Origin of the sequence: Desulfosalsimonas propionicica, assembly GCF_013761005.1 — a bacterium.
Taxonomy (GTDB): Bacteria; Desulfobacterota; Desulfobacteria; order Desulfobacterales; family Desulfosalsimonadaceae; genus Desulfosalsimonas; species Desulfosalsimonas propionicica.
In genome coordinates, this window is sequence record NZ_JACDUS010000009.1 from 1 (window position 1) to 12789 (window position 12789).

Below are 12789 nucleotides of genomic sequence, written 5' to 3' on the forward strand. Positions count from 1 at the left end.
GTTAAGCACGCCGCCAGCGTTCATTCTGAGCCAGGATCAAACTCTCCACTTAAATCGTACGTATCTTATAAATACGGATAAGCGAAAATAAAAATCAACTTGGCCCGCTTATTGCCACTATTTAGTTTTCAAAGATCAAGAAGACCTGCCGGATAAACAGCTCCGGGCAAAAGTATTCTTTCTATCTGCAAAACAAGGCAGTGTCAAGCCTTATTTTGTTTTTTTTTGGAAAGATCAATCAGGTAATCGCAAACAATCGAGACCGTATGTTTTCGGTCAGAGGAGAGCAGATTCCATGTTCAAGCTTATTTCCAATTATAATCAAATCCACGGCCCAGTCAAGAACAAATCTTATGTTTTTTTGCGCCGCCTCCCCGCAAGGGCTTTGCCCATGTGAAGAATTAAACTTCTACCCTAAGCATCCAGATGTGTCAAGAAAAAAATCCTTCATCTACAAATCAGCCCTGGATCTTGATTTTGTGGTACTTCTTCTTGCCCGCCCGCAGCACGATCTCATTGTCTTCAAGGTCCTCTGCGCTGACCATGTAATCCTGCCGGTCAATGCGGCGGCCGTTGATATAAGCGCCCCCCTGTTTGATCAGACGGCGTGCGGCACTGGCCGAATCGCTCAACCCAACCTGCTGATAGAGCTTGAAAGCAGGAATGCCCTGGTCCAGATCTGTTTTGTCAAACACCGAACTTGGCACACCAGCGTCATGATCCAAAGGCTGCCTTGGAATCTCGCTTGACGGCAAAAGGGTTTCGTCAATGCGCCGTGCGCCAAACATCTGTGAGGCTGCCTGAAAGGCATTGACCGCTGCCCGGCGGCCATGTGCCAGGCATGTGGCCTCGTAGGCCAGCACCGCCTTGGCATTGTTGATGTCGGCATCCTTGAGGTTCTGGACAGCCCGGATCTCTTCAGCTGGCAGGAACGTAAAAAGAAACAAAAACTTGACCACATCCCGATCGTCGGTATTGACCCAGTACTGGTAATATTCATAGGGACTCGTCCGACCGGGATCCAGCCAGACAGCACCCTGGGCGGTTTTGCCCATTTTGGCACCGCTGCTGGTTGTCACCAGGGAAAAGGTCAGCCCGTAGGCTTCTGCCTGGCGCATGCGCCGAATCAGATCAATGCCGGCCACAATATTGCCCCATTGATCGCTGCCGCCCATCTGCAGCCGGCATCCGTGGCTGTCATAGAGCTTTAAAAAATCATAGGCCTGCAACAGCATGTAGTTAAACTCGATAAAATTCAACCCTTCTTCAGAATCCAGGCGCACCCGGTAGCTTTCGGCCTTGATCATCCGGTTAACCGAAAAATGGCGGCCAATATCTCGTAAAAATTCAATGTATCGCAGGTCCACCAGCCAGTCGGCATTGTTTAGCAGTTCGGCGTTACCTTCGTCAAATGCGATAAACCGGGACAGCTGCCCCTTGATGGCATTCGCATTTTCCTGAACCATTTCCAGGGTCAGAAGCTGACGCATTTCGGTTTTACCGCTCGGGTCGCCCACAAGGCCGGTACCCCCGCCAACCAGGGCGATGGGCCGATGGCCGGCGCGCTGCATATGGGAAAGGGCCATGATCGGCAGCAGATGACCCACATGCAGGCTCGATCCGGTGGGATCAAATCCGACATAACAGGTTACGGGCGCGTTTTCTTCCAGTTCCCGCCCCAATTGTTCGTCATGTGTGGTGGCTTCAACAAAGCCCCGCTCCCGGAGTGTCTCCAATACATTCATGGCAGTGGTTCTTTTCAGGCTGATTGGGTTATGTGCTTCCCTGATCGCTGATTTTACTGCGAATCACGGGTGCCGGGACTATAGAAGCCCGCACCTGTACCGGCTCTGGCTTACTTGTTGGCGTATTCCACGGCCCGGGTCTCACGGATGACCGTTACCTTGATCTGGCCTGGAAAGGTTAGTTTTTCCTCGATTTTTTTAACGATGTCTTTTCCAAGAATCACGGCATCATCATCAGACATTTTGCCCCCATCCACGATGACCCGAAGCTCCCGGCCTGCCTGAATCGCATAGGCATTGGCCACGCCTTTGGCCTCCTTGGCAATGCCCTCCAGGTCTTCGAGGCGCTTGATGTAATTTTCGAGCAATTCCTTGCGCGCTCCAGGCCGGGCGCCGGAAAGACTATCTGCTGCCTGCACCAGAAGATCATACACGGATTCAGGGGTTACATCCTCGTGATGGGCGGCAATGGCATGGACCACCTTGGGGGCTTCACCATGCTTCTTGGCCAGCCTGGCACCGATTTCGGCATGATTGCCATCCACCTCGTGATCAATGGCCTTGCCGATGTCATGGAGCAGACCCATACGCTTGGCCATTTTCACGTTCAGGCCCAGTTCCGCTGCCATGGCCCCACACAGAAAGCCCACCTCTATGGAATGCTGAAGCACGTTTTGCGCGTAACTGGTGCGAAACTTCAACCGGCCCAGATATTTTATCAGCTCATTGTTAATGCCGTGCACGCCCAGATCAAATGCGGCCTGGCTTCCGGCCTCCTTGATGGTGACCTCCACTTCCTGATCCACTTTCTTGACCACATCCTCGATTCTTGCCGGATGAATCCGGCCGTCCTCGATCAGACGCAAAAGAGACAGGCGGGCCACTTCCCGGCGCACAGGATTGAACCCGGATAGAATCACAGCTTCCGGCGTATCGTCAATAATGAGATCAATTCCCGTGGCCGCTTCCAGGGCCCGGATATTTCGTCCTTCCCTGCCGATGATCCGGCCCTTCATTTCATCATCCGGGAGCTGCACCACGGAAACCGTGCGCTCGGCAACAAAATCTCCAGCATAGCGCTGGATCGCCGTGGCCATGATCTTTTTGGCTTCCTTGTCCGCATTTTCCTTTGCCTCGGCCACGATCCGCTTAATCATCTTGGCGCTGTCGTGCCGGGCTTCATTTTCCATGGACTGCATAAGCAGTTCCTTGGACTCCTCGGCCGTCATGCCGGAAATGGTTTCCAGCTGACGTTTCTGCTCATCTATGAGATCCTGGTAGTGTTTTTCCCGCTTGGCAATGCCCGACTCCCGTTCCTGGAGTTCGCGTTCCATGCGTGCGTTTTCTTTTGCCTGATGCTCTATCTGCTCGTTTTTCTTGTCAAGATTTTCTTCCTTGGAAAGCAGGCGTTTTTCCTGTTTTTTAAGCTCGTCGCGGGTTTCGGCGGTTTCGGCGTCAAAATCGCTTTTCATTTTATAAAGCCGATCCTTGGCCTCAAGCTGTGCCTCCTTGATCAAGGAATCAGACTTGCGCTCCGCAGCCTCAACGATCATTTTAGCCTTTTCTTCGGCATCGGCTATCTTCTGGCCTGCAAGCCGGTGCCGGAGCAGTTGCGATGCGCCAAAGCCCAGCGCAGCGCCTGCAATGAACATTAAAATATAAATTCCATCCATTCTTGCCCCCTAAGCATAAGATCCAACGGAGGCCCTGAGATGTCGGCAAAGGGTCCCGGGGTGTGTTTGTTTTGTGTCACAACACCATCTTCTCAACGATTGGCTGAGAATCAAAATCACTATTGATGCATCTGTAAATGGTGCGGTTGATTTGAGGTGGTCAACGGGAAAGAATGTCGTGATGCAGCTGATGGAAAAGCAAAGAAGAGCAAAAGTTCCTGCACAGTTTAAAAAGCCAGTCACCGTAAAATTTGGCGGGAAAATAACCCCCGCCACGCCGTGTTGAAAGAGCCTTGAACCGGGCTCATTGAGGTGGGCGCCTTATGACTTCTTCAGGCTTTTCCGTACATGCGGAACTTGCACACCAAAGCCAGGGAAGGCTCCCTTTTTCATAGGTGTTGGGTCAAGGGGCACTATTCAATCACGAACATAGCAGGGGATTATTTCATCTCCATGTTTCACGGCGCATATTTTTGCTCTAAGCAATGACACATCAAACAAGCCATCAATGGCATTGGCTTGACGCAATCATCCGGTCCATTGTCAAGGCACGGTTGGCCACAGACTGTAAAAGTTCGTCGTGATCCTGCTTCAACTCCATGTGCTGTTTGACAACATTTAAAGCTGCGAGCACCACGATGGCAAGCTTATTGGTTTTCTGCGCATGCGCGGGAAATCGTGAGGCCACCTGGTGAACCTCGTCAACCAAATAGTCGGCCACTTCCCGCGCATCCATCGGACTGTCTTTATCAGCCCGGAATTTAAAATATTCGCCCAAAAGCTCTATTGTAATGATCTGTTCCAACGAAGGCATAATCACCCTGCCTGGCAACCGCTTTTGTAGTCCCTTTTATTCTTCCGGGGACGGTGTTTCGGCTGCATTGTTGAGCTTGGCCAGTAAATCGTCGATTCTGGATCGAATTTGCGTCTTTTGCTGTAAAAATTGATTCTCAGCTTCAGTCTTTTGATCCAATTCCGATTCCAGTTGCTGCACTTTGGCCTGCAAATCGGTATTGTTTCGCTGAAGTGCTTGACATTGCTCAATCAAGTGTTCCACTTTTTCCTGAAGCGTATCCAGCTGATGCATCACTTCATCAGTTTCCACTATCTCACCTCTTTATTTGGTATATAAGGTTGACAACAAAGAAAGTCAAGGCTTTTCATTGTGATGAAATCAGGGACTCGACACTTTGGAGATCCCTGGGGCTGTTAATGCCGATCACTTCACGATTATCCCGGCAGATCATCAGCCCCACCCGCCTGCCGGAGTCAACGGCAATTCCTACAATATCGGTGAGATACATCTCAGCTTGCGAGTTGTTCGTATTGATCTGCATAAGCGCGGTTTCCAGAAAGAGGCGGTCGACGATATAGATTCCGGTATTTATAGTGGTAATCGCTTTTTCGGCCACAGTTGCGTCCGCTTCTTCCACAATGCATGCCACGTTTCCATCCGCATTTTGCTTAAGCCTTCCATAGCCGGTTGGATCCTCCACTTTGGCGGCAAGCACTGTGATATCCTGACCATTTCCGGTATGCCGGGCAACCAGCATGGCCAGAGTTTCCCTGGAAATCAGGGGGACGTCGCCGCACAGAATCATGACATGGTCTGCATTTTCCGGCAAAGCCGGCATTGCACACAACACCGCATGCCCCGTGCCTTTCTGCTCTGCCTGAAGGGCAAAATCCACGGTCGCGTGGGAAAGCACTATGGATTTAACTTCATCGGCCTGGGTGCCGACCACGACCACGATATTTCCGGCCACGCCCAAAGCCGCATCAACAACATGGAGAATCATCGGCCTGCCCGCAACCGGGTGGAGCACCTTGGCCTTTTCCGATTTCATCCGGGTTCCCTTGCCGGCTGCAAGGACAATGGCTGCAACCATAGGAGGAATATTGTGTTTATCCTGACCAGATATCATTTCTAAACCCTAAGCCTGTGAAACAAGGCAAAAAGGGCAAGCCATATCAATGGCATTGCCCTTTTTGCGTATTCTATTCCCCCGAGCAGAATCGGGGTTTATTGTAAAATACAGTGATACACGGCAGTCCGTGTTCATCGGCGCCGCTGGCTAGTGGGTGGAGCCACTGCCCTGCACAATGTTCATGCGCGTCAGGGCCCGCTGCATCGCCGCCCGGGCCCGGGCAAAGTCCACATCTTCCTTGTCACCCGCCAGACGCTGCTGTGCCCGCTCATAGGCATCCTTGGCCCGCTCATAATCGATGTTTTCTAAACGTTCGGCGGATTCGGCCAGAATGGTGACTTTATCGGGCAGTGCTTCGGCAAATCCACCGCTTACAAAAACGTAGTGTTCATCGCCCTTTTCATTCCGATAGCGCACCTTGCCCACCTGAAGTGAAGTCAGAAAAGGCGTATGACCGGAAAGGACACCAAATTCGCCCAAAGTGCCGGGGGCCATAACGATCTGGCTCGATTCACTGACCACGTATTTTTCCGGGGTCACAATTTCGAGTTGAATATTTTCAGCCATGCACAGTTCCTTTTCTCACTGATTATGCAGAAGCCATGTTCTTGGCTTTTTCCACCGCTTCTTCGATCGTACCCACCATGTAAAAAGCCTGTTCCGGCAGATCATCGTGCTTGCCTTCGCAGATTTCCTGAAAGGCGCGGATGGTGTCTGCTATCTTGACAAATGCGCCCTTCAAGCCGGTAAAGGTTTCTGCCACGTGAAAAGGCTGGGACAGAAATCGCTGAATTTTACGTGCCCGGGCAACCGTGACTTTGTCTTCGTCAGAAAGCTCTTCCATACCCAGAATGGCGATAATATCCTGCAAATCCTTGTAACGCTGCAGGGTGGTCTGCACTTCCCGGGCGACCCGGTAATGCTCTTCGCCGATAAAGTTGGAATCCAGGATGCGGGATGTGGAATCCAGCGGGTCAACCGCGGGATAGATACCAAGCTCTGCAATCTGACGGGAAAGCACCACTGTACCGTCAAGATGGGCAAAGGTGGTGGCCGGAGCCGGGTCGGTCAGGTCGTCAGCAGGCACATACACGCACTGGACGGCTGTAATCGAGCCCTTGTCCGTGGAGGTAATGCGCTCCTGGAGTTCACCGAGTTCCACTGCCAGGGTGGGCTGGTAACCAACAGCCGAAGGCATGCGGCCGAGAAGTGAGGAAACTTCCTGACCTGCCTGGGTAAAACGGAAAATATTGTCAATAAACAGCAGCACGTCCTGGCCTTCCTGGTCGCGAAAATACTCCGCGCTGGTCAGGGCGCTGAGCGCCACACGCATACGTGCGCCGGGAGGCTCAGTCATCTGCCCGTAAACAAGTGCAGCCTTGGGCAAAACGCCTGAATCCTTCATTTCATGGTACAGGTCATTGCCTTCACGGGTTCGCTCCCCGACTCCGGCAAACACGGAAATACCGCCATGGTGCATAGCGATATTGTTGACCATCTCCATCATAATAACGGTTTTTCCAACACCGGCACCGCCGAACAGACCCATTTTCCCGCCGCGGGGAAACGGAACCAGCAAGTCAATAACTTTGACACCGGTTTCCAGAACCTGCACGGACACATCCTGCTCTGTCAACGCCGGAGCCAGCCTGTGAATGGGAGACATTTTTTCATTGCTGACAGGACCCAGACCATCAACGGGCCGGCCCACAACATTGAGCACCCGGCCCAGGGCGGGTTCACCCACGGGAACCATGATGGGATTGCCGGTATCCTTGACCGGCATGCCGCGAACAAGGCCGTCAGTAATGTCCATTGCAACGGTACGCACAACATTGTCACCCAAATGCTGGGCCACTTCAACCACAAGATTGTCTTCCTGATCATTAATCGACGGGTTCGTGATCAACAAGGCTGTCAGAATTTCCGGCAGCTTGCCCTGCTCGAACTCGACGTCAACCACAGGTCCCATAACCTGTGTTATCTTACCCATATTCTCTGCCATGAATCGACCTCCTATCCTATATACGCAGAATTGACGTTTTGGATTATCCCCGCAGGGCTTCGGCACCGCCGACGATATCCATCAGTTCCATTGTAATTGCCGCCTGCCGGGCCTTATTGTATGCCAGGGTGAGGCTTTCAATCATATCATCACATGCCTTGGTGGCATTATCCATCGCCTTCATCCGGGATGCGTGTTCACTGGTGGACGTCTCCAGCAATGCATTATATAGCTGAACATAGACGTTACGCGGAAGCATCTCGTCGAGAAGGGCATCCGGGGAAGGCTCGCAAATATGCTCGGGCAGGTAGCCCTTTTCCTCTTCAGCGACTTGCTCCTGGCTTTCCGCGGTTTCGATCACCGGGATGGGAAGCAGCTGCTGGACCACCGGCGGCTGACTGGCCATGCTCATAAATCTGGCATATACCACGTGGACCTCGTCATATTCATTGTTTAAAAACGCATCAATGATTTTTTGCGCCGAGGTTGAAGCCGTGTTAAATCCGAATTTACCGCCGACCACGTTGATGTATTCGTCCACGATGGACAATTTCTCCCTCCGGCACCAGTCCCTTCCCTTTTTGCCAAAAGCGGTAAAGGAAACATCAGCACCGGCATTGACCTTTTCCTCCATGAAGGATTCTGCCTTTTCAAGCAGATTTGTGTTAAAGCCGCCGCAAAGCCCACGGTCCGAAGTGAGCAGGACAATATGTACATTTTTGACTTCCTCCCGGGCAATGAGAAGCGGACTGACCTCATCACCGGCTTTTCCGGCAATATTTCCCAATACCTCGGCAAATTTTTCCGCATACGGATGGAAAGACTCCATGGCCGTCTGGGCACCGCGCAGTTTGGAAGCCGCGACCATATTCATGGCCTTGGTAATCTGCTTGGTCTTTTTGACGCCGTTAATCTTGGATTTGACTTCTTTTAAGGATGCCATATATCGACTCGCCTTATTCGCTTGTTATCCAGTTGCGGTTAAAAACGGCCAAACACCTATTTGATCGTATCCTTGAACTCTTCGCCGTACTCGGCAAGTGCCTTCTGGAGCTGCTGATCGATATCGTCCGTGATTTCCCGTTTTTCGGAAATGCCGGAAAGAATGTCGGGATAACGGCTATCAATAAACTGATAAAGACCAACCTCATACTTGGCCAGGGTATTGATGGGAAGCTTATCCAGAAAACCCTTTGCACCGGCGTAGAGAATCAGCACCTGCTTTTCCAGGGGAAGAGGCTGATACTGGGGCTGCTTGAGGATCTCCACCAGGCGTTCACCGCGCAGCAGCTGCTTCTGGGTGGCCGCGTCGAGATCGGAACCAAAAGCTGCAAATGACTCCAGTTCCCTGTACTGGGCAAGATCCAGCCGCAGGGTTCCGGCCACCTGTTTCATGGCCTTTTCCTGGGCGGCACCACCGACCCGGGAAACCGAGAGTCCGACGTTGATGGCCGGGCGGACACCGGCGAAAAACAGACCGGGTTCGAGATAAATCTGGCCGTCTGTAATGGAAATCACGTTAGTGGGAATATATGCGGAAACATCACCTGCCTGAGTTTCAATAATGGGCAGGGCGGTCAGGGATCCGGCGCCGAGCTCATCATTTAGCTTGGCAGCGCGTTCCAGCAACCGGGAATGGTTGTAGAAAATATCTCCGGGATAGGCTTCGCGTCCCGGCGGACGGCGCATCAGCAGGGAGACCTGGCGGTAAGCTGCGGCCTGCTTGGAAAGATCGTCATATATAATCAGGGCATGTTTGCCGTTGTCACGAAAATACTCGCCGATGGCACATCCAGCGTACGGAGAGACGTACTGCTGGGTTGCCGGGTCAGAGGCACAGGCGGAAATCACCGTGGTATATTCCATGGCGCCGTGCTTTTCCAGGGTGGCAACCACCTGGGCGACAGTGGATCGTTTCTGACCTGTGGCAACGTAAATGCAATAAACATCCTGCCCTTTCTGGCTCAGGATCGCGTCAATGGCTACTGCAGTTTTTCCGATCTGGCGGTCGCCGATAATCAGTTCCCGCTGACCGCGGCCAACAGGGGTCATGGCGTCAATGGCCTTCAAACCGGTATAGAGGGGTTCATGCACACTTTTGCGGTCAATAACGCCCGGTGCAACCATCTCAATTCTTCGTGTTTCCTTGGTTTCCACGGGTCCCTTGCCGTCAACCGGCTCGCCCACTGCGGAAAGCACCCGGCCAAGGACGCCGTCGCCCACCGGCACCTCAGCAATCCGGCCGGTACGCTTGACAATGTCGCCTTCCTTGATATCGGTGGTTTCACCCATAACGGCGACACCCACATTATCTTCCTCAAGGTTCATGGCCAGCCCGAGCACCCCATTGGGAAATTCCACAAGCTCCAGTGCCTGGACCTTGTCAAGGCCATATACGCGGGCGATGCCGTCACCAACCGACAAGATAATTCCGGTTTCGGAAAGCTCTACCTTCTTGTCGAACTCCTGGATTTGATCCTTAATAATCTGGCTGATTTCTTCGGCTTTTATTTCCATTAGACACTCTCACCCCTTTTTAAAGATTCACGCATATTTTTCAGTTGTGTCCGAATGCTGCCATCGAGCACAAGATCCCCAATCTTTGTCACCACCCCGCCAATGAGTTCGGGGTCCTGTTTGGCCTCAACCACCACTTCCTTGCCGGTCAGACGGGACAGGGACTGGCGGATTTGTTCAAAAGAATCAGAGGAAAGTTCAGTGGCCGAAGTGAGTTCGGCGCGCACAACACCTTTTAATTCGTCTGCAAGCCTTTGGTAATGATCATTGATGTCCTGAATGTAACCGAATCGCTTTTTCTTAAACAAAAGGGTTACAAAGGATTTCATGACGGCTGACATGTCCAGTTCTGCAAGCACGGCGTTTAGCACCCGCTTCCGGTTTTCCGTACTGTGGAGGGGATTGCTTACAGTTGCCGCAAATTCCGGCTGTGCATTCAGCAGTCCCACAAACGACTGAAGTTCCTCACGGTATTTCTCCGCCTGGCCGTCCTGCCTGCCGATCAATATCAAGGCCTTGGCGTAACGTCTTGCGATTGCTGAGCTTCTCACTTTGTCACCACCTTAGTTAGATATTCTTGCACAAGTTTCTCCTGGTCCTCAGGGGTTGTTTCCCGTTTGAGCTTTTCCTCGGCTTTTTCAATCGCTTTCTCAAACACCTCGGTTTCCAGTTTCAGCTTGGCCTGGGCAAATTCCATTTCAATATTGCGCCGGGCCTGCTCCTCGAGCTTACCGGCAGCTGACTGGGCTTCCTGAAGGATTTTTTCCTTCAGGTTTTCACCCTGCTGGCGGTACTGGTCAATGATTTGTTCGGCTTCCTGACTAAGGGCGGAAAGGCGATCGTTGTATTCGGCGAGTTTTTTCTCGGTTTCCTGCTTCTGGGCTTCAAGATCATCGAGCTGCTCTTTGATCAGCCGAATCCGATCACCAAGAAACTGCTTGAGAGGCTTTTTTAAAACAAAAAACAGGATCAGAACCAAGGCAATAAAATTCATCACCCGATAAGTATCGGTGGCAACCCAGCCGGGACCGCCATGGTCCCCGTTTCCCCCGCTGGCGGCAAAAACAATGCCGGCGGTCGCCAGCATAAACAAACCAGCAAGGAGGAGGGCTGTACGTAGGTTAAGTTTTTTCACTTTCTCCGGTATCATCAAAGCGCCCTCCCCAGTATCTTTTCGCTGATTTGGTCGGCAAATTGGTCAACCTGCGGCTGGAGAGATTTCCGAACGGTTTCAACCTCCCGCCCCACACGCTCCCGGATTTCAGCCATATCGGAACGCGCCTTTTCATTGATCTGTTCCATCATCCGGCGTTCCTGCTCACGAGCCTGCTCCTCAAGTTCTTCCTTTTCCTTCTGCCCCTTTTCCCGTGCCTGCTTGATGCCGGCCTGAATCGCCTGTTCCTTTTCAGAAAGATCCTGCTCGTATGTGGCAATACCCTGCTCCAGACCCTCGACTTTTTCCCGGCGCTGGGCAAGGATGCCCCGGATCGGACGATAAAGGACAAAATTCAACGCCCAGATCAGCACCACAAAATTTACCATCTGGATGAATAGCGATCCATCAACATTGATCATAGGATAAACCTCCGCATAAAGAACTTGTCACTTCCGCAAAAAAAAACTGTCACCCCAGTATCTGTTTATGACCATAAAATCATTGCTTGAAGCAACAGCTCATACCATACGTATTCGCAATTTGTCAAATAATTTTGATTTTTTTTTTGCCTTTGCCCCTCCCTATGAAGTAGCAAAACGCCGCATGCTGATATTCATCAGCAGCCCCAGAGACAGCATCACCGTGACCAGCGAAGATCCCCCGTAGCTGATCAGCGGCAGCGGCATTCCCACCACCGGCATCAGGCCCATGACCATCCCGATATTGATAACGCTCTGCCAAAAAATCATTGCAGTAATGCCCACGGCCAGGATTGTACCAAAAGCATCCCTGCAGGCATCGGCAATGTTGAATCCAAAGGCAATCAAGAGCAAAACAAGTGTCAGCAGGCCAATGGAGCCGATAAACCCGAACTCCTCGGCCAGAACGGAAAATATAAAATCCGTGTGCTGCTCGGGCAGAAAAGAAAATATGTTCTGGGTACCCTGCATGTAGCCTTTACCCGAAAGCATTCCCGATCCCACCGCAATTTTGGACTGCAGAATGTGGTATCCTGCCCCCAGGGCATCGCTTTCCGGAAAAAACAGCATCATAATGCGCATCCGCTGGTAATCCTCCAGCAAATACCAGCCCATGGGCAGGACACCGAATCCCAAAACCAGCAAAAAAAGCAGGGTCTTTCGCTCTATTTTCACAAAAAGCGTCATGGTCAGGGCAACCAGACCGATAAGGCCTGCGGTTCCCAGATCGGGCTGGGATACGATCAGCAAAAAAGGCCCCGCCCCGATCAACAGGGGTGGCATCAACGCCCGCAGACCAAGGCCTTCGGGCCTTACGTGCCTGGCATAATAGCGGGCAAGCATTAAAATGACCGCCAGTTTGGCCGGCTCCGAGGGCTGCAGTACAAATATCCCCAAATCCAACCACCGGGTGGAGCCGCCCATGGTTTTGCCAACCAGCGGCACCAGCGCCAAAAGGATCAGGATGCCGGCATAAATCCAGGGGGAAGCGCTGTAGAGCCGTTTATAGGAAAACACAAAACCGGCTGCCATCACCACCAGCCCGACGCAAAGCCAGAAAATCTGCCTTATCCACAGCCCGCCCAGAGGATTGCTGTCTCCGGCATTGACCGCACTCTGGATCAAAAACACGCCAGTGCCAGCAAGCACGAGGGTCAGTGCCAGCAGCCACCAGTCAAAATATTGCACAAGCCGGCGATCAAACATGAAAGCCTTTCCGGGCGTGTTTGCCATTGGTTGTTTTTTGATTTATAATCAAGGTGTTTTTTAAGCCAATCCAAAAATCA

13 protein-coding genes and 1 other RNA gene are annotated in these 12789 nt (G+C 52.0%); all 14 read right to left on the reverse strand.

Features of this window, described 5'->3' with window-relative positions; translation table 11 throughout:
- Positions 1-458: 458 nt before the first annotated feature.
- Positions 459-1745 (reverse strand): tyrosine--tRNA ligase, encoded by a 1287-nt coding sequence (gene tyrS, locus HNR65_RS13220; RefSeq protein WP_181551993.1) that lies wholly within the window; start codon positions 1743-1745, stop codon positions 459-461.
- Positions 1746-1855: 110 nt separating this feature from the next.
- The gene (gene rny, locus HNR65_RS13225) at positions 1856-3418 is read right to left on the reverse strand and encodes a ribonuclease Y (RefSeq protein ID WP_181551994.1); all 1563 of its coding nucleotides are present in this window, start codon (positions 3416-3418) and stop codon (positions 1856-1858) included.
- 262 nt (positions 3419-3680) lie between these two features.
- Positions 3681-3860: non-coding RNA, 6S RNA (gene ssrS / locus HNR65_RS13230), on the reverse strand.
- Between the two features lie 63 nt (positions 3861-3923).
- Positions 3924-4232: a cell division protein ZapA gene (locus HNR65_RS13235; RefSeq protein ID WP_181551995.1), complete on the reverse strand. Its 309-nt coding sequence runs from the start codon at positions 4230-4232 to the stop codon at positions 3924-3926.
- Between the two features lie 36 nt (positions 4233-4268).
- Positions 4269-4523 (reverse strand): cell division protein ZapB, encoded by a 255-nt coding sequence (locus tag HNR65_RS13240; protein ID WP_181551996.1) that lies wholly within the window; start codon positions 4521-4523, stop codon positions 4269-4271.
- A gap of 55 nt (positions 4524-4578) precedes the next feature.
- Positions 4579-5343 (reverse strand): sugar phosphate nucleotidyltransferase, encoded by a 765-nt coding sequence (locus HNR65_RS13245; protein ID WP_232364776.1) that lies wholly within the window; start codon positions 5341-5343, stop codon positions 4579-4581.
- A gap of 150 nt (positions 5344-5493) precedes the next feature.
- Positions 5494-5913 (reverse strand): F0F1 ATP synthase subunit epsilon, encoded by a 420-nt coding sequence (locus HNR65_RS13250; RefSeq protein WP_181551997.1) that lies wholly within the window; start codon positions 5911-5913, stop codon positions 5494-5496.
- A gap of 22 nt (positions 5914-5935) precedes the next feature.
- Positions 5936-7351 carry a F0F1 ATP synthase subunit beta gene (atpD, locus tag HNR65_RS13255; protein ID WP_181551998.1) on the reverse strand — a complete coding sequence of 472 codons (1416 nt, stop codon included), beginning with the start codon at positions 7349-7351 and terminating at the stop codon, positions 5936-5938.
- A 43-nt stretch (positions 7352-7394) separates the two neighbouring features.
- Entirely contained in the window at positions 7395-8294 is a 900-nt protein-coding gene (atpG, locus tag HNR65_RS13260) for an ATP synthase F1 subunit gamma (RefSeq protein WP_181551999.1), read from the reverse strand.
- A gap of 56 nt (positions 8295-8350) precedes the next feature.
- Positions 8351-9868 carry a F0F1 ATP synthase subunit alpha gene (gene atpA / locus HNR65_RS13265; protein ID WP_181552000.1) on the reverse strand — a complete coding sequence of 506 codons (1518 nt, stop codon included), beginning with the start codon at positions 9866-9868 and terminating at the stop codon, positions 8351-8353.
- Positions 9868-10419 (reverse strand): F0F1 ATP synthase subunit delta, encoded by a 552-nt coding sequence (locus HNR65_RS13270; RefSeq protein WP_181552001.1) that lies wholly within the window; start codon positions 10417-10419, stop codon positions 9868-9870. Before HNR65_RS13270 ends, atpA begins: the two co-directional genes overlap by 1 nt.
- Positions 10416-10955: a F0F1 ATP synthase subunit B gene (locus HNR65_RS13275; protein WP_181552002.1), complete on the reverse strand. Its 540-nt coding sequence runs from the start codon at positions 10953-10955 to the stop codon at positions 10416-10418. The genes HNR65_RS13270 and HNR65_RS13275 overlap by 4 nt, the downstream gene beginning before the upstream one ends.
- Positions 10956-11017: 62 nt before the next feature.
- Positions 11018-11443, reverse strand: a complete 426-nt coding sequence (locus tag HNR65_RS13280; RefSeq protein ID WP_181552003.1) for a F0F1 ATP synthase subunit B — start codon at positions 11441-11443, stop codon at positions 11018-11020.
- A gap of 162 nt (positions 11444-11605) precedes the next feature.
- Entirely contained in the window at positions 11606-12709 is a 1104-nt protein-coding gene (gene rodA / locus HNR65_RS13285) for a rod shape-determining protein RodA (protein ID WP_181552004.1), read from the reverse strand.
- Positions 12710-12789: the final 80 nt, after the last annotated feature.